This is a genomic window from Dyadobacter arcticus (assembly GCF_011762185.1).
Lineage (GTDB): Bacteria > Bacteroidota > Bacteroidia > Cytophagales > Spirosomataceae > Dyadobacter > Dyadobacter arcticus.
Genome location: NZ_JAASQJ010000001.1, coordinates 512,450 through 536,475, shown reverse-complemented (window position 1 = coordinate 536,475; position 24,026 = coordinate 512,450). Strand labels below are relative to the sequence as shown.

Here is a 24,026-nt window from a genome sequence, read left to right as displayed (position 1 = left end):
CAAAGTTAAGTAATTGAAATCAAAATTGAAAGTATTCTTACCAACTTGATTTTGTGACTCCCGGGATCTTTCCATCAGAGGCCATATCCCGAAACAAAACTCTTGAAATACCGAATTTTCTCATATATCCACGAGGTCTGCCCGTGATTTTGCACCTATTGTGCAGGCGGACCGGAGAAGAATTACGGGGTAATTTATCAAGTCCAACCCAATCCTCAGCGGCTTTAAGCTTTTTACGCTTTTCAGCGAATTTAGCTACCAGCTCTTGTCGTTTTCTCTCCCTTGCTTTAACTGATTCTTTTGCCATTATCGGTAAATAATCTTAGTATTAAGTATTATCCTTATTTGTTCGCGTTACTGAAGGGCATTCCTAATGCTTTCAACAACTCATAGCTTTCTTCGTCCGAATTACTGGAGGTAACAAACGTGATGTCCATACCAGTAATTTTGCTCACTTTTTCGATGCTTATCTCAGGAAAAATGATTTGCTCCTTCACGCCGAAAGTATAATTTCCACGTCCATCAAAGCCTTTGTCGCTAATACCTTTGAAATCCCTCACACGAGGCATCGCAATAGCCGTCAAACGATCAAGAAATTCATACATACGATCTCCACGAAGTGTCACCTTTGCGCCAATCGGCATGTTTTCACGTAATTTAAAGTTAGATACAGCCTTTTTCGAAATAGTTGCTATCGCTTTTTGACCAGTAATCAAACTTAACTCGTCAACACCTACATCAACAAGCTTCTTATCAGCAACTGCCGCACCTATTCCTTTATTGATAACAATCTTTGTTAAACGTGGAACCTGCATGCCAGACTTGTACTGAAACTTTTCTTTCAATTGCGAAACAACTTCGCTTAAATATTTTTCTTTTAATCTTGGCTGTGCCATATCTAAAATAATTATGTGGATTGCCGACCCACCTGCTCAAATATAAATTTTACCTCTGCAAGTCAGGCTACAATAATTGTCCTGACTTTTTAGAGTAACGCTGCAATTTACCTTTTTCATCAGCCTTGCGACCAGTTCTTGTAGCTTCTCCAGTTTTAGGGTCAACAACCATTAGGTTGCTAATGTGAATAGCTCCTTCCCGCTTTTCTATACTACCTTGTGGGCTCTGAGCATTTGGTTTTACATGTTTGGTAATCATGTTAACACCTTCTACCGTAGCCCTTAACTTTTCTACTATCACCTTTTTAATCACTCCGGTTTCGCCTTTAGCATTACCTGAAATAACTTTAACAGTATCCCCTTTACGGATATGTAATTTTGCTGGTGCCTTTTTATTTGAGCTTTCCATTGAGGTCTTTCTTAACAGTTAAAAGAAATACTTGTGTTCGATTTCTTACAACACTTCCGGTGCCAACGATACAATCTTCATAAACTGCTTTTCACGCAGTTCCCGTGCAACGGGACCAAAGATGCGGGTACCACGAGGTTCGTCATTATTGTTCAATAACACAGCTGCATTATCTTCAAACCTGATGTAAGTACCATCCTTACGTCTTACTTCCTTTTTTGTGCGTACGACAACGGCCTTTGATACCGTCCCTTTTTTCATATTGCTCGAAGAAAGAGCAGCTTTTACTGTCACGACGATCTTATCGCCAACAGATGCATAGCGTTTACCTGTTCCGCCAAGCACCCGGATTACGAGTACTTCCTTCGCACCGCTATTATCTGCTACTGACAATCTTGATTCTTGTTGTACCATGATTACTTCGCTCTTTCAAGGATTTCTATTAATCTCCAACGCTTATTCTTGCTTAGCGGACGAGTTTCCATCACACGGATCGTATCACCGACTCCGACCTGATTTGTTTCGTCATGTACCATTAGTTTGGTAGTTTTTGTCATAAACTTACCATACTTGGCATGCTTTACCTTACGCTCGACAGTGATCACGCAGGATTTCTCCATCCCGTTACTCACCACTTTACCAACTCTTTCTTTCCGTAAATTTCTTTCTGTTGCCTCCATAATTTCTAAACTGATTTACTGTTGGATAGTTTTAGCCGACAGTTCGGTTAAGAGTCTTGCAATTTCCTTACGTGAGGCGCGAATACGCAAAGGGTTTTCGATCGGAGAAATAGCATGAGCAAATTTCAACCGGAGTAAGCGCTCTCTCTCTTGGGCGATCTGCTCTTTAAGCTGATCTTGCGAAAGATCCTTTATTTCTGTACTAGTCATTGCTTTAAATAATTAGTGTTCTTAATACGTTCGGAGTTAATCCTGTTCCTGATAATCCCGACGTACCACGAACTTGGTTTTAATTGGCAGCTTCTGAGCGGCCAAACGCAATGCCTCATTTGCGGTATCGAGTTCCACACCAGTCGCCTCAAAAATGATCGTTCCTGGTTTAACAGGTGCCACCCAATATTCGGGTGCGCCTTTTCCTTTACCCATCCGAACCTCTGCAGGTTTCTTTGTAATAGGTTTATCAGGGAAAACTCGAATCCAAACCTGTCCTTCACGTTTCATTGCACGAGTCACGGAGATACGAGCAGCTTCGATTTGTCGTGCAGTCAACCAGCCTGGTTCAAGTGCCTTAATAGCAAACGATCCAAATGCTATTTCATGTCCACGAGTGGCCAAACCATTGTATGAACCCTTCCCCTTTTGTTGCTTGCGAAATTTTGTCCTTTTCGGCTGTAACATGATTCCAATCTATTTGAACCGGTTCAAAACCGGAAAATGTCTGATTACTTTTTCTTACTCTTATTTCTCTTCCTACGGTCTGCTTCGCTTCCTCCTCCACCACCTTCACCTCTTGGAGCACCGCCACCTTCATTTCCTCTTCCACCTCTTCTGTCACGTCCACCACGGTCATTACCACCACGATCATTCGATCCGCCAGTTCCTCTATCCGCTCTATCGGCAGCAGCAGTTGCAGCAGCAGGGGTAAGGTCACGCTTGCCGTACAATTCACCTTTAAAGATCCAAACCTTGATACCTATTTTACCGTAGATAGTTTGTGCCTCTGAAATAGCGTAGTCTATGTCTGCACGTAAAGTATGAAGAGGGATCCGGCCTTCTTTGTACTCTTCTGTACGAGCCATTTCAGCTCCTCCCAGACGTCCGGCCAGACGAATTTTTATCCCTTGTGTTCCAACTCTCATGGCAGAAGCAATTGATTGCTTCATTGCCCGTCTGTAAGAAATACGAGCTTGTAATTGTTGTGCGATCGCCTCACCAACTAATTTTGCATCGATCTCAGGACGTTTGATTTCGTAGATATTAATCTGAACATCTTTTCCTGTAATCTTTTTAAGCTCTTCTTTAATTTTATCTACCTCGCTACCACCTTTACCAATTACAATACCAGGACGAGCCGTATGAATGGTGAGTGTGATGCGCTTCAACGTTCGCTCAATAACGACTTTCGAGATAGATCCTTTTGGGATACGTGCCTTAATGTAGTTACGAATTTTTTCGTCTTCAACTAATTTATCAGAGAAGTCCTTTCCTCCATACCAACTTGACTCCCATCCTCTAACAATTCCTAGTCTCAGACCTATAGGATTTACCTTTTGTCCCATTCGATATAGATCGTTTTACTTATGATTCGGTGATTACTACTTCTTTATCTGCACCTGAGACCAAAACCGAAGCGTCATCAATCACAATCGTGATATGATTTGAACGTTTGCGGATTCTATGCGCTCTTCCCTGAGGTGCGGGGCGTAAACGCTTCAACATACGTCCACCATCTATAAAGACAGTTTTAACGATGAGATCAGCGTCTTCCAGCTTAGTATCTTCATTCAATTGTTGCCAGTTTGCCACAGCAGAAAGCAAAACCTTATGCAACACTGGTGAAGAAGCCCTTGGCTGAAATTTCAAAAGTGCCAACGCCTTGCTGACCTTTTGTCCGCGAATCATGTCGGCTACTAATCTCATCTTGCGAGGAGAGGTAGGTACATCTTTTAATATTGCTCTTGCTTCCATGTTCTTTCAGATATAGGCTTGTCCTTTGCGGAACCAGCTATCGTCGAATAATTATTTTCTACCTTTATCTTTTTTTGCTGTATGGCCTCGAAAATTGCGTGTTGGAGAAAATTCTCCCAATTTATGGCCAACCATGTTTTCAGTCACGTAAACCGGAATAAACTTATTTCCGTTATGAACCGCGAATGTATGCCCGATAAAATCAGGCGAAATCATTGAGCGTCGAGACCATGTCTTAATGACTGACTTGCGAGCTGCACCGTTCATGACAGTTACTTTATTCTCCAGACGAAAGTCGATATATGGTCCTTTTTTTAATGAGCGTGCCATGTTATATTATTATTTTTTACGACGGCTTATAATCAATTTCTCTGAATGCTTATTGCGGTCACGGGTTTTCAAACCTTTGGCAAACTGACCATTTCTAGAACGAGGCTGACCTCCCGACGAACGTCCCTCACCACCACCCATTGGGTGATCGACAGGGTTCATTGCAACACCACGAACTCTTGGACGACGACCCAGCCATCTTCTGCGACCCGCTTTCCCCAATGCAACATTCATATGACTTGCATTAGAAACGGTACCAACCGTAGCAATGCAAGTTGACAAAATCATGCGCATTTCGCCGGAAGGCATTTTTAATACAGCGTATTTACCTTCACGAGCTACTAGTTGAGCATAAGCTCCGGCACTTCTTGCAAATTGTCCCCCTTTACCTGGAGTCAATTCAATATTGTGTACAATTGTACCGATTGGCATTACTCCAAGAGGTAGCGCATTTCCAACCTCAGGAGCTACTGAGCTACCTGAAACAATCACCTGCCCTACTTTGAGACCATTTGGCGCAATAATATATCTTTTTTCATCATCCTCGAATTGAATAAGCGCGATACGAGCTGAACGGTTCGGATCATATTCAATGGTAAGAACTGTGGCTGGCGCATCGAAACGATTTCTTTTGAAATCTATAATACGATACTTTCTTTTGTGCCCACCACCTATGTATCGCATGGTCATGTGCCCCTGGCTATTACGACCACCTGTTCTTTTGATGGTTTCCAGAAGACTCTTTTCAGGTTTCGCGGCGGTGATCTCCTCAAAAGTAGGAGCCGAGCGAAAACGCTGACCAGCACTTGTCGGTTTTAATTTTTTAACTGCCATTTGCTATTAACTCGTCAAAGATTTGAATCGATCAACTATTTTATGCTTCACCGTAGATATCGATGATTTCACCTTCAGCTACTGTTACGATAGCCTTCTTAATGGTTGATGTCTTTCCACTTACAAATTTACCTCCCGATGTGCGGGATTTGCTTTTTCCAATGCTGCGCATCGTGTGAACGCTTTCTACGGTAACCCCGAACAGTTTTTCGATAGCCTTTTTGATTTCTACCTTATTAGCGGTAAGCGCAACTTCAAAAGCATATTTTCCTTGACCACCCTGAGCCGTTACCTTTTCAGTTATAATCGGACGTTTCAGTACACTCATCTTATTTGTTCAGTTGGGTTTCCAAAATAGAAAGGGCAGATTCACTTATCAAAAGGCGGTCTGCATACATCAGGTCATAGGTGTTAATAGAATCAACTGTAGTAACCTTAGCCTTTGGAATATTTCGGCTTGAAAGGTATACATTGCTGTCAACAGCTGACAGAATCAATAATGTCTTGGTGTTCACTAATGAAAGTGAAGTTAAAACATTCAAATATGATTTGGTCTTAGGCGAATCAAAGGTGAAGGCTTCTAAAACAGAAATAGCATCAGACTGAGCCTTGGCCGAAAAAGCAGACCGTCGGGCCAAAACTTTAACTTTCTTATTGATTTTAAAACCGTAGTCACGAGGTCTTGGTCCAAAAATACGGCCACCACCTACAAACACCGGAGACTTAATGCTACCTGCACGAGCTCCACCAGTTCCTTTTTGACGCTTGATCTTACGTGTCGAGTGATTAATCTCTGCGCGTTCTTTGGATTTGTGCGTGCCCTGGCGCTGATTAGCCAAATACAGCTTCACATCTAGATAGATAGCATGCGTGTTAGGTTCAATGCCGAAGATATCCTCAGACACATTTACCTTCTTGCCGGTATCTTCTCCTTTTATATTTAATACGGACAGTTCCATTATACTATTTCTCAATGATTAGAAATGAATTCCTTGAACCGGGTACTGAGCCACTTACAACCAAAAGGTTCTGCTCAGGTATCACTTTCAGGATACGTAAATTCTGAATTTTTACACGATTGTTACCCATGCGTCCACCCATACGGATACCCTTAAATACACGTGATGGGAAAGAACAGGCACCAATCGAACCTGGGTGACGCGCTCTGTTATGCTGACCGTGTGTCTGACCTCCTACCCCGGCAAATCCATGGCGCTTAACAACACCCTGAAAACCACGACCTTTGGCAGAACCTACAACATCAACAAACTCGCCTTCTTCAAAGATATCCTGAACAGATAATGAAGTTCCAAGTTCATGCTCGACTTCAAATTCCTTGAACTCAACCAATTTTTGCTTGGGAGTTGTATTGGCTTTTTTGAAATGGCCAATCATAGGTTGAGTTGAACTTTTTTCTTTTTTCTCCCCAAATCCCAATTGAATAGCTGTATAGCCATCCTTTTCTTCGGACCTAACTTGTGTTACTACACAAGGACCAGCTTGAATTACAGTACATGCCAGAGCCTGCCCGTCAGCATTGTACAAACTAGTCATTCCGATTTTCTTACCAATTAAACCAGACATGTTTTGAATTTAAAATTAGCAGGTAATACCCTTATTCTTTAAAACGGACTGCAAAGGTAAAAAATCAAAAATTAGTTTCCAAGCAGTATTATTATATTTCTCGCTCGCTATCAGCAAAAAAGGTCAGATGAATATACATCTGACCCCAGTAGGTAAAGTTAATATACGTTTATACGTATATGTCCTAACATTTACCCGAGTTCAGATGTGGTTTCCCTATAAAAAGGACCTTCATCCATTTATTTAAGACTTAAATTAATAAGTCTTTTTACTATACTTTAATCTCTACATCAACACCACTTGGAAGTTCTAGCTTCATTAAGGCATCCACCGTTTTAGCGCTTGTTGAGAAAATATCTACCAAACGTTTGTAGGTGCAAAGCTGAAATTGTTCCCTCGACTTTTTGTTAACGTGAGGCGAACGAAGTACCGTGAATTTCTCTGTCTTAGTCGGCAAAGGGATCGGTCCGCTTACAATAGCACCGGTAGCTTTTACTGCCTTAACAATTTTCTCAGCTGATTTATCAACCAAGTTGTGGTCGAATGACCGAAGTTTGATGCGAATTTTTTGATTCATGTTTTTTATTAATTTCCGGTTCTGAAAGTTGATCGAAGGAACTTCGAAATCCATCAGCGAAAGAACCATTTACTTCCCTGACTTAGATATAAAATCCGTTATCATATTCCTATGATAACGGGTTACAATTTATGCTTTAACAAGGCCTTTCGCCTTTTCAATTACAGTCTCTGCGATATTATTAGGGACAATCTCATAATAAGCGAAGGTCAATGATGCAGTAGCCCGCCCCGATGACATGGTGCGAAGATCTGTCACATATCCAAACAATTCCGAAAGAGGGACATCACATTTGATAACCTGAGCTCCATTACGCGAATCCATACCTCTCATAATTCCACGACGACGGTTAAGGTCACCGGTAATTGGCCCTGTATATTCGTCAGGAGTAAGAACTTCAACATGCATAATCGGCTCCATCAATTTGGAACCTGCATGGCGGGCAGCTTCTTTAAAACCTATTTTTGCAGCAAGTTCAAACGACAAAGAATCGGAATCGACATCGTGGAATGAACCATGATACAAACGCACTTTCATTGAATCCAAAGGATATCCTGCGAGCGCTCCATTTGCCATGGAAGCTTCAAATCCTTTTTGAACAGGTGCGATAAATTCGCGAGGAATAGTACCGCCTACAATCTGATTGACAAATTGCAGACCTTGTTTTGGATCTTGTCCTTCTTCATTATCATCACGTGGTCCGATTTCGAAAAGAATATCTGCAAATTTACCACGACCACCAGTTTGTTTTTTGTAAACTTCACGGTGCTCAAAGTTCTTTGTTAAAATTTCCTTGTAAGCAACCTGAGGAGCTCCCTGGTTTACTTCCACTTTGAATTCGCGACGCATACGGTCGATAATAATCTCAAGGTGAAGTTCGCCCATTCCTTTGATAATGGTCTGCCCAGTCTCTTCATTACTTTCAACCTGCAGAGTTGGATCTTCTTCAATCAATTTTGTAATTGCCTTGGAGAAGTTATCGCTATCCGCCGCTTTCTTAGGCTCTATCGCATAACCAATAACCGGCTCAGGAAACACCATTGATTCCAGAACAATCGGGAATTTTTCGTCTGATAATGTGTCTCCGGTTTTGATATCCTTGAAACCTACTACTGCACCAATGTCACCTGCTTCAAGCCTATCAATCTGATTTTGCTTGTTGGCATGCATTTGGAAAATTCGGGAAATACGTTCCTTATTTTCTGAACGATTATTCAACACATATGATCCGGATTCCAAAGCACCTGAATAAGATCTGATGAAGCAAAGACGCCCCACGTATGGATCTGTTGCGATTTTAAAGGCAAGAGCACAAAATGGATCAGTTACCGTAGGTTGACGACTGATTTCGTTACCTGTCCGGGGATCTGTCCCAATGATACTTTCACGATCAAGAGGTGACGGTAGAATAGCCATCACATAATCCAACATCGTTTGTACTCCTTTATTTTTGAAAGAAGAACCACAAACCATAGGAACAATTTTCATGCTGATGGTCGCTGCACGCAATGCGGCGAGTATTTCGTCCTCAGTTATTGAAGCTGGATCATCGAAATACTTTTCCATCAACGTATCATCGAATTCAGCAACAGCTTCGAGAAGTTTTTCTCTCCACTCAGTCGCTTCTTCAAGCATATCATCAGGAATTGGCACCTCGGTGAAAGTCATTCCCTTATCCGCCTCATTCCATTCAATACCACGGAAATTAACAAGATCTACTACACCTGTAAATGAATCTTCAGCACCGATAGGCAATTGAAGTGGCACAGCATAACTTCCAAGCATTTCTTTGACCTGCGTACAGACTTTTAGAAAATCTGCACCAGAACGGTCCATCTTATTTACGAAACCAATGCGGGCAACATTATAATTGTTAGCCAAACGCCAGTTTGTCTCAGATTGTGGCTCAACACCATCAACAGCGCTGAAAAGGAAAACAAGGCCGTCCAGAACCCGAAGTGAACGATTTACCTCCACGGTAAAATCCACGTGACCTGGCGTATCAATAATGTTTATATGATATTTTTCATTCCGGTAGTTCCAATCAACCGTAGTTGCAGCAGAAGTAATGGTAATACCACGTTCCTGCTCCTGCTCCATCCAGTCCATTGTAGCAGCACCATCATGTACTTCTCCAATTTTATGGCTTACACCTGAATAATAAAGTATACGCTCCGTTGTGGTTGTCTTGCCCGCATCAATGTGCGCAGCAATACCAATATTTCTTGTTAATCTTAGATCACGTGCCATGACAAATGGTGATGTGTTATATTTTATCCGATGTGCAATTCAATTCGAAGCAATTAGAATTTCCCAGGCAAAACACTATGCTTTTGAAAATTCAGAGCGCAAAAGTACAAATCGCTGGGTATAAAAACAATCACGGGAAGGTTATTTTTAAAGAAATTCAGCAAAATGAAGATTACTGATATTAAATCTGATATTTTGATCAAAAGTGTCTGAGCAAAACATGCTAATCTTCCATCCCCACAATTGATTATTTCTGAGGCACAAAAAAAGGTACCATCGGCAATGACCAATGGTACCTACAAAATCTACTATAATTCCTAAAAACGGAAATGTGAGAACGCTTTGTTGGCATCAGCCATACGGTGCGTATCGTCTTTCTTTTTGACGGCAGAACCTTCGCCCTTTGCAGCAGCAATAATTTCACCCGCAAGGCGATCTACCATTGTTTTTTCTCCTCGTTTCCGGGAGTAGTTGATCAACCATTTCATTCCGAGAGACTGCTTACGCTCAGGACGAACTTCGGTGGGAACCTGAAAAGTAGCTCCACCCACACGACGGCTCTTTACTTCAACAGAAGGTGTTACATTGTTCAGCGCCTTTTTCCAGGTTTCTAAGCCATTTTCGCTGGTTTTTTTCTCAACCAATTCCAATGCGTCATAGAAAATGGTAAATGCAATGCTTTTCTTTCCTTCGTACATCAGGTTATTAACAAATTTTGTAACCTGAACATCTCTGAACTTTGGATCAGGAAGGATGTATCTTTTCTTTGGTTTCGACTTTCTCATTTTGTCTTGAAATTTTTACACTAGGTTTCGTTTTGCAACTTATTCACCCCGGATACTAACTAGGATTACTTCCCTTTTATCATTAACTATTTAATAAAAGCAGAGAGAGTTACTTTTTATTTTTTCTTGCCTTTTGTCGGTGCTGCAACAACTTGTCCTGGTTTTGGACGCTTAGCACCATATTTAGAACGACGTTGTTTCCGTCCATTCACTCCTGCGGTATCCAATGCACCACGAATAATGTGGTAACGCACACCTGGTAGATCTTTCACACGCCCACCACGGATCAAAACGATCGAGTGCTCCTGCAGGTTGTGGCCTTCTCCTGGGATGTAAGCATTCACCTCTTTATTGTTTGAAAGACGAACACGTGCTACTTTACGAAGCGCTGAATTCGGTTTTTTTGGCGTTGTAGTGTACACCCTGGTGCACACTCCCCTACGCTGAGGGCAAGAATCCAAAGCCGGTGACTTGGATTTCCATGTAATGGTCTCTCTACCTTTACGGACTAATTGTGAAATAGTTGGCATTTAACAAATTGATTTTGATATGGTTAACTAACCAGTCTTTTGTTATATAAACAGTTTTCCCGAAAAATCGGACTGCAAAAGTAGCAGAGTTGTATTGATTTTCAAAATGTTACCGGCGATTTTTAAGCGAAAAGTGTGAGGTCATTTATAAAACAAAAATATTTAAGAACAAAAGGATACCACGATTTTCTAAAATCACTCTTAAAGTCATAGCCCTTACAGTTTTCAAGGTGGCTTGCCTACTATGAAAAGCTTATATTACAGGACCAATAATGACCGGTCTTTATGTCGGGCACCATCGCCTCATTTTCTGTTGACTGCAATCTGTTCATAAAAGTGGCATTTATAGAGTCAAAAAGCGTATAATTAACCAAAACGCATCGAATAAAAATCTTAGGCACTCATATCCATAATTTTATTTCCAAACGTTGTTTATTAGTATTGTTTTTCAAAACCCAATCTCGCGTCGAATCGTTTGATTTTATACTTTCCATTATGAAACTTTTGCGGAGTAGTTTTACCCTCATAACTTGCCTTTTTACAATCATTATATATTTATCCGGCTGCAATTCGGCGATGCAGGCATACAAAGACGGCCAAAAGAAGTTCGCAAACGGAGAATATGATCTGGCGATTAAGGGATTTCAAAAAGCTGCTGCCGAAAATTATCAACCTGTCGAGGCTAACCATTTCATTGCAGAATCCTACCGGTTATCCAATCGTTTTAAAGAATCAATCCCTTATTACAAGCAGGCTATTGATGCAGGCATAAGCAGCCCTGATGCAAAGTTCCAATATGCGTATGCTTTAAAAACCAATGGACAGTATGACGAGGCGGCAGCTCAGTTTGCGGCATTTGCAAAGGATACAAGCAGCGCTGAGAATTTACAAGAAAGGGCATTAAGGGAGGTAGAAATTCTCAGAATCGCGGATCGCCTTAAAACGCAAAAAATGGAGGTGGAAATTAAGGATATCCCACTTAATACCGCCGGATCCGAATTTTCTCCAACCATCCTTGGCAACGAACTGATATTCTCCTCCTCCAAAAAAGAGAAGATTTATAAAAATAACGGCCAGGCTATGCTCGGTTTGTATAAGGTTGCGATATCCGAGGATGCAGGAGCAACACAAGGCACTCCCGCGTTATTGAGCCAGGAAATTTTTGCAGAAGATGCGAATGAAGCTTCACCTGCATTTTCGCCCGATGGAAAAACATTGGTTTTTGCGCGCGGGAATAATGGCAAGAAAAATGGAACTTTGGATGTTGACCTTTACATGAGCCGCAACATAAATGGCCAATGGACGACGCCAGGTATTCTTCCCATCAACGATTCGCTTGCCTGGGACGGATCTCCTTCCTTTTCAAGAGATGGCAAAACACTCTATTTTGCTTCCAAAAGGGCTGGTGGAGCTGGTGGAATTGATATTTACCGTACCAACATGGATGCGTCGGGAAGATTCAGCAAACCCGTTAATATGGGTCGGGACATCAACACATCCGGTGACGACATGTTCCCATATGTAGCCGAAGGTGGCAAACTTTACTTTGCGTCAGACGGACATCCCGGACTTGGAAAACTCGACCTTTTTTCCGCAACCAGAACTCAGGGAGTTATATCAATTGAAAATCTTGGGATTCCATTTAACAGTCCACAAGATGATTTCGGTTTAGTGTTTTATAAAAACCTAAAAAAAGGCTTCTTCGCTTCGAACCGAGATGGTGGAAAAGGCGATGACGACATCTACTATTTCTCATCACCAGAAGAACCCGATAGTTCAACCATAGCTAGAAACAATGACCCGAATAACCCTCTGAATCCCAACAATCCAAACTATATCAACGGCAAGCCTAAGATTGTGAGGTACTTCCTGGCTGGGAATGTTATTACCGCTGGACAAAATCCAATTCCGATTGATTCGGCAGTAGTGCATATTCTTCCTGATACCTCCGATACACAGATTGCCCAGTTACCCTCTGGTGCGGATGGCAAGTTTGGCAAACAGCCGATTGAGGAAGGAAAATCATATAGCCTGCTCGTTCAACGCAGGGGCTATATCAGCAAACGAGAGTCGTTCACCATGAATGGTCGCTCGATACCGCCAATCTTCCTGACAAAAGAACTTACCGACACCACTTTTAATGTCACTATTAAACTGGACAAGCTGGAACTGAACAGGACATTTGTTCTTGAAAATATTTATTACGATTTAAATAAATACAACATCCGCTCAGATGCTGCTGTCGAACTCGATAAATTGGTCCAAATTCTAAAAGATAATCCGACCATGAACATCGAGCTGAGCTCTCATACGGATGCCCGCGCGACGGATGCTTATAATATGACATTATCACAAAACCGGGCTGAGTCAGCTGTTACTTATCTGAATTCCAAAGGCATTGACGCAGACCGTATGGTAGCAAAAGGTTACGGTGAAAGAGAACTGATTGTTCCTAGTGCCAAAACAGAAGAAGAGCACCAACGAAATCGTAGAACTGAATTTACAATTCTCAGCTATTAATCCAGCCCACATACAGATCCCGTTCCGATTGTAAAAGATCCGGAACGGGATCTTTCTTTTGCCCTGGCCAATTTTCGTATCATTGTAGATGTTAAAATTTGTTTACCAAATACTAAAGTTTTTATAATGACTCAACGCATCATTTATTGGTTTAGAAACGACTTGCGACTGAATGACAATGAGGCGTTATTCAAAGCTGTCCAGGCCGCTCCGGAAATCATACCCGTTTACGTTTTTGATCCCAGACAGTTTGAAAAAACAAGATTAGGATTTCGAAGGACAAGTGCATTACGGGCTCAGTTCATCATTGATTGCGTTTCCGATCTCAGAAATCGTCTTAGAGAAAGAGGGGGTGATTTACTGATTAGAATAGGCGAACCTGAAAGGATTGTGCCTAAGATGGCAGAGGATTACGGCGCGGAATATGTTTACACCAGCAAGGAGATCGGTCCCGAAGAAACCATAATCGAGTCGTCGCTTAGCAAAAATCTGAAAACCGGCAATGTGGACATTAAACTTTTTTGGATGGATACATTAGTTCACGCAGTTGATTTACCGTTTGCGATAGCTAAGCTACCTTCCAATTTCCCCGACTTTTACAAAAGCATCAAAAACAACCTGATTATAAAAAATGCTCTTTCCGAGCCGGAGTCATTCACTTTGCCACAGGAATTGGAAGCAGGCACCCTGCCCACACTGCCCATCCTGGGAATTGATCCAAAGGAAATTCTTGCCTTCCGACTGAAACGTATCCCTTATTTCTCCGGCGAAACGCAGGCCATCTCTGCTTTTGACAATTTTCTCGAAACCAATAACACAACGGGTAAGGATGAAAAGATAGCTGATGCGCTGACTGACTCGCGGTTATCCGAATGGCTGTCACTCGGCTGCTTGTCTGCCCGGAGCATCTATAATCACATCCAAGCACAAAGTGGAACTGCAAGGACAGATATATTGATACAAGATCTACTCAAAAGGGATTATTTCCATTGGATACTGCTGCGCTACGGTCCCCGCATCTTTAAGCCAAGTGGTATTAAACATGATTTCTCAACGCAATGGACCAGTGATATCGCAATATTAAATTCATGGATTAATGGGGAAACGACGCATGAGGAAATCAATGCGATCATGCTAAAACTAAGGACAGATGGATTTCTGACCTCGGAGGAGCGTCGGATCTCGGCTGATTACCTGGTTAACAGCCTGGGTGTCAACTGGACATTGGGCGCGATGTATTTTGAAAGTTGTCTTCTGGACTATGAAGTATCCGTGAATTGGGGCAAATGGAATAATATTGCGGGCGTTGGCGAATATTAAGTACCAAACAATTTCACTCAACCCGCTATCAGGCTACGCCCCGCCCCTATGCCTGAGAAAAGCCGATTGTGTAAATATTCTTCTGGTTTTTGCTAGCTTTGGTCAACTTTGAAACACATTCATTAATTCTAAACTGAATATTAAAATGTCAAAAGGACTCATTGCAGTGATCGTCGTAGTTCTGATTCTGGGATTCGTAGGCTGCGGTAAATATAACGGCCTGGTAAGTAAGGACGAAGTCGTCAAAGAATCGTGGGCGAAAGTAGAAAGCCAGTACCAGCGCCGGGCCGACCTGATCCCTAACCTGGTAAGTACGGTTAAAGGAGCTGCGGATTTTGAAAAAAGTACATTAACAGCTGTGATCGAAGCGCGTAGCAAAGCAACTCAGACTACTATCAATCCAGATCAGCTTACCCCCGAGAATATCGCGAAATTCCAAGGCGCTCAGGATCAACTAAGCAGCTCACTTTCAAGGCTTTTGGTATCTGTTGAGGCATACCCTCAACTCAAGGCAAACCAAAACTTCCTGGAACTTCAAGCTCAGCTGGAAGGAACGGAAAACCGCATTGGTGTTGCGAGAAATGACTTCAATACCGTAGTGAAGGATTACAACCAGGAGGTCCGGACATTTCCGACCAACCTATTTGCTGGAATCTTTGGTTTTGCTCAAAAAGGCTATTTCACGGCGTCAGCTGGTTCAGAAAACGCTCCTACTGTAAAGTTCTAAGATAAACCCTGTCGATTCCCAAACAATTTGATTGGGAATCAACAGGGTTTTCATTTTTCTTCCTGTCAAAATATTCCAGGTATATGTCAAGCGAAGCACTATTCTTCTCAGATGAACAGCAACAGCGCATTATTGAAGCAATACAGGAAGCTGAGAAACAGACTTCCGGAGAAGTAAAAGTGCATATCGAAAAGAAATGTGCAAACACGGATGTGATGGAAAGAGCCAAAGAAGTTTTTCTGCTGCTCAATTTGCATGAGACTTCTGAACGTAATGGCGTATTATTTTATCTGGCCTATGAAGACCGCAAATTTGCTGTTTTGGGTGATAAAGGCATAGATGAAAAAGTACCTGTGGACTTTTGGAACAGCACGAAAGACCTTCTACGCGAATATTTCTTGAAAGGTCAGTTTTCCGAAGGGCTTTCGAAGGCCATTGGTGAAGCAGGTATACAGTTAAAAACACACTTTCCCTACAAGTCCGATGACGTCAACGAACTTCCGGATGATATCTCTTTCGGGCAATAAATGCTATGAATAAATCCCTGATTTTTTCCTTTTTGCTTTCCCTTGTGCTGTTCGGCGTTCGGGCTCAGGATATTCCTGCAAAACCGAATCCACCCCGCCTGGTCAACGATTTTGCAAATCAATTGAGTGAAGGTGAAAAGGCGAGTTTGGAACAAAAGCTGGTTTCCTACAATGATTCCACTTCTTCACAAATCGTTATTGTCATCGTTCCAACGACGGGTGATTATCCAATGGCCGACTATGCTTTAAAAATCGGTCGCGAGTGGGGCGTAGGACAAAAAGACAAGGATAATGGCATCGTGTTGCTTTGGGCGCCAACGGATAGAAAAGTGTTCATTAGTACCGGCTACGGCTTGGAGGGTGCTATACCGGATGCCATCGCAAAACGCATTATCTCCCAGGTAATTACGCCTCAATTTAAAAACGGCCAGTTTTACCAGGGGTTAGACCAGGGTGTGGATATGATTTTTAAGTATGCGACTGGAGAATATAAAGCCGATGCCAAAGAGGATACAGGCGACGGTTCATCACCATTGGTAACATTCATTATCGTCTTTGTCATCATCCTAATTATCATTTTCAGAAATCGCAGGAGAGGTGGAAGGGGTGGAGGGGGCTTAGGAAACTTCGGCGGGCCTATCTTTTGGCCGTATACTACCCATTCCGGGAGTGGTAGCTTCTCTGGCAACTGGGGAGGTGGCGGAGGCGGTGGCGGGGGATTCGGTGGGTTCGGTGGAGGAAGCTTCGGAGGAGGAGGAGCCGGAGGCGATTATTAAATGTATATTTAATCAACTGATTTAAAATAAGTTAAATAAAGACAACAAGCCGCTTGTAAGATCAGTCTTACAAGTGGCTGTTGTTTTTAGAGGTAAGCGTAACAGTTGCGTATAGTAATGGCATAGTTTTTTGAATATTCCTCATAATAAATACTATCATTTAACCTAAACATTCTATTATGGAACGTAAAAATAACACCGGGCTTCTGGTCGGCTTGATCCTGATGACAATCCTTGCCGCCGTTTTCGGATACCTTTATTATAATGAGCATGCGATTACAAATAAGCAGACAACCGACATTCAGGCACGTGTAAATGAATTGGCCAGTGCTGAAATAAAACTGGACTCTATCGGAAAACAGCTGGATGCAAGGATCACTGAGGTACAAAACCTGGGTGGCAACATTGAAGAACTGGAAAAAGCGAAAGCCTCATTAGAACAAGATCGTATTTCGCTTCGCAAAGGCAATGCCAATATGGGTAAGAAGGTGAAGGAATATGAAGAGTTCCTCACCAAGAAAGATGTTGAAATCGCTCAGTTAAGAGAAGAAAACCAGCAACTGATCAGTCAAAACGAAACATTGGTACAAGAAAAAACTGAGTTACAAACCACAAAACAAGCTATAACAGATTCGTTGAGTGGTGTTGTTGCAAAAAATACTGAACTGGAATCGAAAGTAACTATGGCTGCGGCACTCCGTGCCAGGAATGTAAAAGTATACGCGGTTTCGTCAAAAGGTAAAATTCGCGAGGGCGAAAATGTCAAATCTAAAAGAGTGGACAAAGTGCGGGTAGACTTTATGTTAGAGAAAAACCCGCTGACCATGTCTGATAATAAAACCATTTATTTGCGGATCATCGATCCAACTGGTGCAACCATATCGGACACCAAAACCGGATCAGGTACATTCGAACTCAACGGTCAAGAGCAAGGCTATACTACCAGCAAAGAGGTGATGTATGCCAACAATAATCAGGATGTGAGCATTATGTATGATCGTGATGCGGCTTTCACGAAAGGCACTTACACGATCGAACTTTATTCGGAAGGTTTTTCAGTGGGTGAAGGAACATTCTCCGTGAAATAACCTTAATAGAAAGCAGTTTTAATAGCGGCAGCCGGACATCCAATCCGGCTGCCGCTTTTTTTTAGGATTTCGATATTTATCTATAATTCCTATCTTGCACAATAAGATCATTTATCAAAAACCCAAAAAACCAAATAAAACACCTCTCTTCTATGCCTTTACCGATATCTCAAAAACATCCCAAAGGATTGTATATCTTGTTTTTCGCTGAAATGTGGGAACGCTTCAGCTACTACGGGATGCGTGCAATCCTTCTGCTCTTTTTAATAGATAATGTGACCGGAGGAATGGGTATGAGTGCTGCCGAAGGCGCTGCGATCTACGGTATTTACACCGCCTCGGTATATCTTTTGTCGTTGCCAGGCGGTTGGCTGGCCGACAATATCTTAGGTCAGAAAAAAGCGATATGGTATGGCGGGATTGTAATTATGCTAGGTCATATCATTTTGGCGGTTCCAGGAGGCTCCGCCTTATTTTTTATTGGACTTACAACTGTTGCAATAGGTACAGGTTTGCTTAAACCAAACATTAGCTCTATTGTGGGCGAGCTTTATCCCGAAGGTGGCGCTCGTCGCGATGCGGCCTTTTCCATATTTTACATGGGGATCAATCTTGGCTCCTTTTTGGGAATTGCGATCGTAGGTTACTTAGGCCAAAGGGTTAGCTGGCATATGGGCTTTGGCGCAGCAGCTGTCGGAATGTTCCTCGGACTTATCGTTTTCCATTTTGGTAGTGCGCGTTATTTGAAAGGCTTAGGCGATGTTCCGCCTGCGAAAATCTCAACACCTGAAACCGTGGCCCAGTCGAAAACCAATAGTAAACTTGGTTATGGACTAATTGCACTGATTATAGCCTTTCTGGTTATTCTCCAAATTACCGGCACGATTGATATGACTACTGCACAAGGACTTGCAAAGGGCGCAGGTGTCATCATTGTAGTCGTTTCCGCATCTTATTTTTTATATATCCTGGTAGCCGGAGGGCTTACCAAGGTAGAACAACGACGCGTTTTGGTTCTGATCATCCTGTATCTGGCAGCGGCATTGTTTTGGGCCGGTTATGAGCAGGCTGGTACATCATTGCAGATTTTTGCGGATCGTCACACCCAGCGCATGCTGGGTGGATGGGAAGTTCCATCCAGTTGGTTCCAGAATTTCCAACCTGCATTTGTGCTCATTTTTGCCCCCGTATTGGCCAGTCTCTGGATATCACTTGCTGCAAAAGGACGTAATCCATCTATCCCGGTAAAATTTGCCGCCGGGTTAATCCTGACCGGACTTAGCTTTTTTGTCATGGTAGCTGCGTCCGGCATTGCCGTTAAGGGTGATTTGGTTTCTCCCCTTTTCCTCACATTCACTTATTTTCTCCAGACCATCGGAGAACTTTGCCTCAGTCCGGTAGGATTAAGCTCCTATACCAAGCTTGCACCAAAACGCTACGTCAGCCAATTGATGGGTATCTGGTTTGTGGCTACTTCACTGGGAAACCTCATTGCAGGACTTTTTGCTGGCGGGTTTGATGAAGAGAACATTATGCAAATGCCTGCATTGTTCAACCAGGTAGCCATCATAAGTACCGGCTTCGGTCTGTTGCTGCTTATTTTCTGGAAAAAGGTGAAAAGCTGGATGGGTGGAGTCCAATAAGCATTTAATATAACTTCGTCATAAACAAATTACTGAGATGAAATTAGCCGCAATCTGTTATTCAACTCTGGCAGTAACCTTGCTCCTGTCCGGATGTAAAAAAGAAAAAGAAGAGTCCGCGACCGAAAAAGTAGCTGGGTTCGACATTAGTTCGCTTGATTCCACCGCAAAGGCCTGTGATGATTTTGATAATTATGCCAATGGAGGCTGGAAAAAGAAAAATCCGATACCAGGTACCGAAAGTCGCTGGGGTGCTTTTGGTATTCTGGATAAAGAAAATAAAGAAGTAAGGCTGAAAGGGATTATCGGCGAAATTACCAAACTGGAAGATCGCAAAAACGGCAGTGAAGAGCAGCAAATTGCCGATTACTACCAATCATTCCTCGATACCGCAACCATCGAAAAGCGGGCCCTGGAACCAATGAAGCCATACCTTGATAAAATTAATGGTGTGAAGTCATTGAAAGACCTATCCCCTGTATCCGCAGAATTGCAGAAGCTTGGCGTAGAAAGTGTCATTGGTTTTGGTGTGGAAGGTGATTTGAAAAACAGCAAGATCAATGCATTGTATCAGATACAGCAAGGTTTGAGCTTGGGAGAAAAAAGTTATTATGAACGCATGGATTCGAGCACATTAAATGTGCGGAAGGAATTCGTAAAGTTTGTCGACAAAATGTTTGAGCTTTCAGGCTTCACAGATGCTAAACCCGGACAAACGATCCTCGATTTTGAAACAAAGCTCGCTAAATTGCAGCTTACCAATGTAGAGTTGCGGGATCCTGTGAAGACGTATAACAAAATGGCTTTCAAGGATTTTGAAAAGCTTGTACCTGATTTCGACCTGAAAACCTATGCAGACAAGCAGGATATCAAAACCGACACATTGATTGTCCAGAACAAGCCTTACCTGCAAAACCTGAACAGTTTGCTCAAAACAACTCCTCTGGCAACATTACAGCAGTACACCAAGTTGCAACTTCTTCTTCGTTTTGCGGGCTATTTGCCAAAACGTTTTGAGCTGGAAGATTTCCGCTTTTTCGCAACGGTAATGAGGGGTACAAAACAGCAGAGAAGCCGATCGGAAAAAGCCATCCGATCGACGGATAATCTTCTTGGGATGCCCTTAGGCAAACTATTTTCGAAAAAGTATTTCCCTGAGGATGATAAGAAAAAGGTGTCTGAAATGATTGAGAATGTGCGCTCGGTTTATGGGGAAAGGATTGATAAGCTCACCTGGATGAGTGATTCTACCAAAGCAAAGGCTCACAAAAAATTGAAAGCATTTACCTATAAAATCGGGTATCCCGATAAGTGGAAGGACTATTCATCGATTAAAATTGCCCCGGACAAGCTCATCGAAAATGTGGTGGCTGCATCACTTTTCAAACATAAGGAGCAAGTGGACAAGATCGGAAAAGAAGTGGATAAGAAAGACTGGCTTATGACACCACAGACTGTCAATGCCTACTACAATCCCTTGAATAATGAGGTCGTGTTTCCCGCTGGTATCCTTCAACCGCCATTCTACAATCGTGATGCCGATGATGCCATTAACTACGGCGGGATTATCGCGGTGATAGGCCATGAGTTCACGCACGGTTTTGACGACCAGGGTTCGCAGTTTGATGATGAAGGAAATCTAAAAAATTGGTGGACTGTCTCGGATCGCGCGAATTTTGACAAACTGACCAAAAAATATATTGACTATTTTAGTGGAATTGAGGCTTTGGTAGGTTTCAAGATCAATGGTGCGCTTACGATTGGCGAGAATGTCGCTGACCTGGGCGGTTTAACATTAGCCTATTATGCATTGGAAAAGTCGCTGAAAGGCAAAACTGAGCCAGCCGCTATTGACGGGTTCAACTGGAAACAACGGTTTTTCCTCGGCTGGGCGCAGGTTTGGCATATGAACACGACCAATGAGGCATTGCGCAATCAGGTACAGACAGATCCGCATTCTCCGGCCAAACAACGCATTAATGGGCCATTACCTCATTTGAAAGAATTTCAGTCGGCATGGAACTGTGCGTCGGGAAATAAAATGGCACTGCCTGATTCTGCCAGGATCGTGATCTGGTAATTACTTGCCAGCGAGATACTTATTTCTGTAAACACTTGGACTACAACCCTTAGCCTGCCTGAATTGGCGGGCTATATTTTTGCTGTCATTCAAACCCATATCTAATGCGATTTCAAAAACTGACATATCCGTATCCAGCAGTTTCTGGGTAAATTTTTCGATGCGCAGGTTGAATATGTATTTGTAAACCGGGTAACCCGTAATTTCCAGAAAACGCTTTTCCAGTGCCCTGCGTGATAAAGGAACCTGCTTCACCACCTCGTCCACATGCAGGTTTTTCTCAATATTCTGGTGAATGTATTTTAAGGATGAAGCAATGTGATCATCATTGGTGGCATAAATATCCGTTGAGTGCCGTGTGATCACCTGCATGGGTTTCACGATAATGTCGTAATAATCATCAGTGCCATTTCTGATCATATAGTCCAGCAATTTCGCCGCATCATATCCTCCTTTTTCAACGTCCAAAGCAATGCTGGAAAGAGGAGGATCGGATAAATCACAGATCATTTCATCATTATCCACGCCCAAAACCGCCACTTCCTCAGGAATGCGGATTCCTACATGCCTGCAAGCCTCAGTAATGTGCTGACCCTGATTATCGTCACAGGTCATCAGACCAATGGGCTTAGGGAGAGATTTAAGCCAGCGACTCAAGGAACTCGGCTTATAGTACCATAACTCCGTGGACCTGGCCTTTTTATGTTCAAAGTAATGCACTTTATGTCCCCGGGTTTTCAGCCTTTCTTCAAATCCTTCCGCCCTTTCCCGCGACCATACAATGTCATTGAATCCGTAAAACGCAAAATTGGTAAAACCTTTTTTGAGAAAATAATCGGCCCCTAGCTCACCAGCCTCACGATATGCGCCCGTAATGTTCGGAATTTCAGTAAAGCGCTCTTTAAAATCCTGTGCAATTACCGGTATCTCAGCTTTAAGGATTTTTTCAACTTCCTTATTATACAATTGGCCTACTATGCCATCAGCACCCCATTCCAGCGCCCATTGCAGAATTCCGTCGATACCAATCGTTTCCCGGTGGAACAGCGGCATCCGGCAAAATATCCACGGCCCATATTCTTTGGAATAAGCATTGATCCCTTTCATCAGGCTTTTGCTATATTCTTCCGCGAAGTCGAGCAGCAGGATGATTTTGTACATGGGTTAGGAGCTTTTTTGCTGTTAGCTTTTAGCTGTTAGCTTTTTTAGAAGATGTCCTTGATGTTTGTGATCCTTTCGTTGCTTATTAATGGTTTTGCCCAGATTCCTATGCTCAGGATGTAGCCGAGCGGGATTAGCAGGAATAGCATGGCTAATTGCAGTCCTACCAGTTCTCCTAATCCGCCAACAATTAATGGTACTACTGCTCCACCCGCTATTCCTGCGCACAAAATTCCCGAAAATGTGCCGTGGTGGCGTGGGACTGAATTTAATGCTAATGAGAAAATGACCGAGTACATGACCGACGCGAAAAAGCCGGTGACTGGAAATGCCTGCAAAGCCAGGTCTTTGGAGCCGAACAATGCCGCAAGTAATGAGATAACCGCGCCCGAAGTAAAGAAGATCAACACTTTCCGGCTGTCTATCAGTTTTAAAAGTATCAATCCCAAAAAGCATCCTACCGTTAATAAACCCCAAAAGTAGGAGATCACGGAAGCGCCGGTTGTGGTCGGATCAACATTGTGATACGTTTGCAAGAATTGGGAGATCCAATTTGCGATACCCTGTTCAGTTCCTACGTAGGCAAATATGCCCAGAAAGAAAAGCCAGACAAACCTGTTGGCTGCCAGTTCTTTGAATGATTTGCCAACATCAATCCGCTCATCTTCAAGCAATTCTACCTTGGGAAACTTTACCACGGCAATCACAGCTACCATTGCTAGCGCAATCACTGCAAAAACCCAATATAATGAAACCCATTTGAGATTTTCGGGTACGAGATTATTAAGTATATCAATCAAAAAACCGGACTTGCCCGAATGCACATTCAGTACCAGATAACTGTAAAGCAATGGACTTAAGAAAGAAGCAGCACCAAAAAATAGCTGCGCCAGAACAGAAAAGAATGCAAACTTCTCTTCACCACCCGCAACCCGCAGCAGCGGATTAATCACCACCTGCAACATCGCCATTCCAATGCCGATCATGAAAAGCGAAAACAGCGCAATGGAAAATCCCGGGATGAGCGCAAACAGAAGAGCGCCAATAAATGCCAGAAAAAACGCGAGGATCAGGATCTTCTTTTCCCCATACTTTTCAACCATTAAGCCAGCGGGAATCGACATCACCCCGTAAGCAACAAAAAAAGCAAAAGGCAGGAACCCGGCCAGACCAATGCTGAGATTAAAACTTTTGACAATGTCGGGAATAATAGGTCCGAGAATGTTGGTAAGGAAGGAGATTACAAAGAAAATAAGGAGGATCAGGATAACGATAAAAATATTTCTTTGCATGAGGGAGGTGCCTGAATTGGGAATCTAATTTAACTTTTATTCGGCATAA

General features: G+C 42.7%; 28 protein-coding genes. 8 read left to right on the top strand and 20 right to left on the bottom strand.

Annotated features, from left to right (window positions below; translation table 11 throughout):
• Positions 1-37: 37 nt before the first annotated feature.
• From rpsN to rpsL, 18 genes are all read right to left on the bottom strand, one after another.
• On the bottom strand, positions 38-307 hold the full coding sequence (rpsN, locus tag FHS68_RS02365; protein WP_167266895.1) for a 30S ribosomal protein S14: 270 nt from the start codon (positions 305-307) through the stop codon (positions 38-40).
• Positions 308-341: 34 nt separating this feature from the next.
• On the bottom strand, positions 342-896 hold the full coding sequence (gene rplE / locus FHS68_RS02360; RefSeq protein ID WP_167266894.1) for a 50S ribosomal protein L5: 555 nt from the start codon (positions 894-896) through the stop codon (positions 342-344).
• Positions 897-963: 67 nt separating this feature from the next.
• Positions 964-1,305: a 50S ribosomal protein L24 gene (gene rplX, locus FHS68_RS02355; RefSeq protein WP_167266892.1), complete on the bottom strand. Its 342-nt coding sequence runs from the start codon at positions 1,303-1,305 to the stop codon at positions 964-966.
• Between the two features lie 45 nt (positions 1,306-1,350).
• A complete protein-coding gene (rplN, locus tag FHS68_RS02350; protein ID WP_138365934.1) occupies positions 1,351-1,719 on the bottom strand; it encodes a 50S ribosomal protein L14 in 369 nt (122 codons plus the stop codon).
• Positions 1,720-1,721: 2 nt separating this feature from the next.
• Positions 1,722-1,985, bottom strand: coding sequence for a 30S ribosomal protein S17 (rpsQ, locus tag FHS68_RS02345; protein WP_167266890.1), 264 nt, complete (start codon positions 1,983-1,985; stop codon positions 1,722-1,724).
• A gap of 15 nt (positions 1,986-2,000) precedes the next feature.
• Positions 2,001-2,195 (bottom strand): 50S ribosomal protein L29, encoded by a 195-nt coding sequence (gene rpmC / locus FHS68_RS02340; protein ID WP_167266888.1) that lies wholly within the window; start codon positions 2,193-2,195, stop codon positions 2,001-2,003.
• A 36-nt stretch (positions 2,196-2,231) separates the two neighbouring features.
• The gene (gene rplP / locus FHS68_RS02335) at positions 2,232-2,663 is read right to left on the bottom strand and encodes a 50S ribosomal protein L16 (RefSeq protein WP_167266887.1); all 432 of its coding nucleotides are present in this window, start codon (positions 2,661-2,663) and stop codon (positions 2,232-2,234) included.
• Positions 2,664-2,707: 44 nt separating this feature from the next.
• A complete protein-coding gene (gene rpsC, locus FHS68_RS02330) occupies positions 2,708-3,544 on the bottom strand; it encodes a 30S ribosomal protein S3 (RefSeq protein ID WP_167266886.1) in 837 nt (278 codons plus the stop codon).
• A gap of 19 nt (positions 3,545-3,563) precedes the next feature.
• On the bottom strand, positions 3,564-3,953 hold the full coding sequence (rplV, locus tag FHS68_RS02325) for a 50S ribosomal protein L22 (protein ID WP_167266884.1): 390 nt from the start codon (positions 3,951-3,953) through the stop codon (positions 3,564-3,566).
• 51 nt (positions 3,954-4,004) lie between these two features.
• Positions 4,005-4,283 carry a 30S ribosomal protein S19 gene (gene rpsS / locus FHS68_RS02320; protein ID WP_167266882.1) on the bottom strand — a complete coding sequence of 93 codons (279 nt, stop codon included), beginning with the start codon at positions 4,281-4,283 and terminating at the stop codon, positions 4,005-4,007.
• Positions 4,284-4,292: 9 nt separating this feature from the next.
• Complete coding sequence (rplB, locus tag FHS68_RS02315; protein WP_167266880.1) at positions 4,293-5,117, bottom strand: 50S ribosomal protein L2; 825 nt, start codon at positions 5,115-5,117, stop codon at positions 4,293-4,295.
• A gap of 40 nt (positions 5,118-5,157) precedes the next feature.
• The gene (gene rplW / locus FHS68_RS02310; RefSeq protein WP_167266878.1) at positions 5,158-5,445 is read right to left on the bottom strand and encodes a 50S ribosomal protein L23; all 288 of its coding nucleotides are present in this window, start codon (positions 5,443-5,445) and stop codon (positions 5,158-5,160) included.
• 1 nt (position 5,446) lies between these two features.
• Positions 5,447-6,076: a 50S ribosomal protein L4 gene (gene rplD, locus FHS68_RS02305; RefSeq protein ID WP_167266876.1), complete on the bottom strand. Its 630-nt coding sequence runs from the start codon at positions 6,074-6,076 to the stop codon at positions 5,447-5,449.
• A gap of 4 nt (positions 6,077-6,080) precedes the next feature.
• A complete protein-coding gene (gene rplC / locus FHS68_RS02300; RefSeq protein WP_167266874.1) occupies positions 6,081-6,701 on the bottom strand; it encodes a 50S ribosomal protein L3 in 621 nt (206 codons plus the stop codon).
• A 271-nt stretch (positions 6,702-6,972) separates the two neighbouring features.
• Positions 6,973-7,278, bottom strand: coding sequence for a 30S ribosomal protein S10 (rpsJ, locus tag FHS68_RS02295; protein ID WP_026631228.1), 306 nt, complete (start codon positions 7,276-7,278; stop codon positions 6,973-6,975).
• Positions 7,279-7,407: 129 nt separating this feature from the next.
• Positions 7,408-9,528 carry an elongation factor G gene (gene fusA, locus FHS68_RS02290; RefSeq protein ID WP_167266873.1) on the bottom strand — a complete coding sequence of 707 codons (2,121 nt, stop codon included), beginning with the start codon at positions 9,526-9,528 and terminating at the stop codon, positions 7,408-7,410.
• Between the two features lie 317 nt (positions 9,529-9,845).
• Positions 9,846-10,313 (bottom strand): 30S ribosomal protein S7, encoded by a 468-nt coding sequence (gene rpsG / locus FHS68_RS02285; protein ID WP_167266871.1) that lies wholly within the window; start codon positions 10,311-10,313, stop codon positions 9,846-9,848.
• A gap of 116 nt (positions 10,314-10,429) precedes the next feature.
• The gene (gene rpsL, locus FHS68_RS02280; protein WP_167266870.1) at positions 10,430-10,843 is read right to left on the bottom strand and encodes a 30S ribosomal protein S12; all 414 of its coding nucleotides are present in this window, start codon (positions 10,841-10,843) and stop codon (positions 10,430-10,432) included.
• Between the two features lie 495 nt (positions 10,844-11,338).
• On the opposite strand from rpsL, the gene FHS68_RS02275 reads away from it, so the two are divergent.
• The 8 genes from FHS68_RS02275 (at position 11,339) to FHS68_RS02240 (ending at position 21,524) form a co-directional block, all read left to right on the top strand.
• The gene (locus tag FHS68_RS02275; protein WP_510185959.1) at positions 11,339-13,363 is read left to right on the top strand and encodes a CHU_0125 family OmpA-like outer membrane integrity protein; all 2,025 of its coding nucleotides are present in this window, start codon (positions 11,339-11,341) and stop codon (positions 13,361-13,363) included.
• A gap of 126 nt (positions 13,364-13,489) precedes the next feature.
• A complete protein-coding gene (locus tag FHS68_RS02270) occupies positions 13,490-14,683 on the top strand; it encodes a deoxyribodipyrimidine photo-lyase (RefSeq protein WP_167266867.1) in 1,194 nt (397 codons plus the stop codon).
• Positions 14,684-14,828: 145 nt separating this feature from the next.
• Positions 14,829-15,410: a LemA family protein gene (locus tag FHS68_RS02265; RefSeq protein WP_167266865.1), complete on the top strand. Its 582-nt coding sequence runs from the start codon at positions 14,829-14,831 to the stop codon at positions 15,408-15,410.
• Positions 15,411-15,493: 83 nt separating this feature from the next.
• Positions 15,494-15,937 carry a TPM domain-containing protein gene (locus FHS68_RS02260; RefSeq protein ID WP_167266864.1) on the top strand — a complete coding sequence of 148 codons (444 nt, stop codon included), beginning with the start codon at positions 15,494-15,496 and terminating at the stop codon, positions 15,935-15,937.
• A 5-nt stretch (positions 15,938-15,942) separates the two neighbouring features.
• Positions 15,943-16,713, top strand: coding sequence for a TPM domain-containing protein (locus tag FHS68_RS02255; RefSeq protein ID WP_167266862.1), 771 nt, complete (start codon positions 15,943-15,945; stop codon positions 16,711-16,713).
• 179 nt (positions 16,714-16,892) lie between these two features.
• Positions 16,893-17,801 (top strand): DUF8428 domain-containing protein, encoded by a 909-nt coding sequence (locus tag FHS68_RS02250; RefSeq protein ID WP_167266861.1) that lies wholly within the window; start codon positions 16,893-16,895, stop codon positions 17,799-17,801.
• 152 nt (positions 17,802-17,953) lie between these two features.
• Positions 17,954-19,444 carry a peptide MFS transporter gene (locus tag FHS68_RS02245; RefSeq protein WP_167266859.1) on the top strand — a complete coding sequence of 497 codons (1,491 nt, stop codon included), beginning with the start codon at positions 17,954-17,956 and terminating at the stop codon, positions 19,442-19,444.
• Between the two features lie 37 nt (positions 19,445-19,481).
• Positions 19,482-21,524, top strand: a complete 2,043-nt coding sequence (locus tag FHS68_RS02240) for a M13 family metallopeptidase (protein WP_167266858.1) — start codon at positions 19,482-19,484, stop codon at positions 21,522-21,524.
• Here FHS68_RS02240 and FHS68_RS02235 read toward each other — a convergent pair whose 3' ends face one another.
• The gene (locus tag FHS68_RS02235) at positions 21,525-22,685 is read right to left on the bottom strand and encodes an AraC family transcriptional regulator (RefSeq protein ID WP_167266856.1); all 1,161 of its coding nucleotides are present in this window, start codon (positions 22,683-22,685) and stop codon (positions 21,525-21,527) included.
• A gap of 44 nt (positions 22,686-22,729) precedes the next feature.
• Positions 22,730-23,977, bottom strand: a complete 1,248-nt coding sequence (locus FHS68_RS02230; protein WP_167266855.1) for an MFS transporter — start codon at positions 23,975-23,977, stop codon at positions 22,730-22,732.
• Positions 23,978-24,026: the final 49 nt, after the last annotated feature.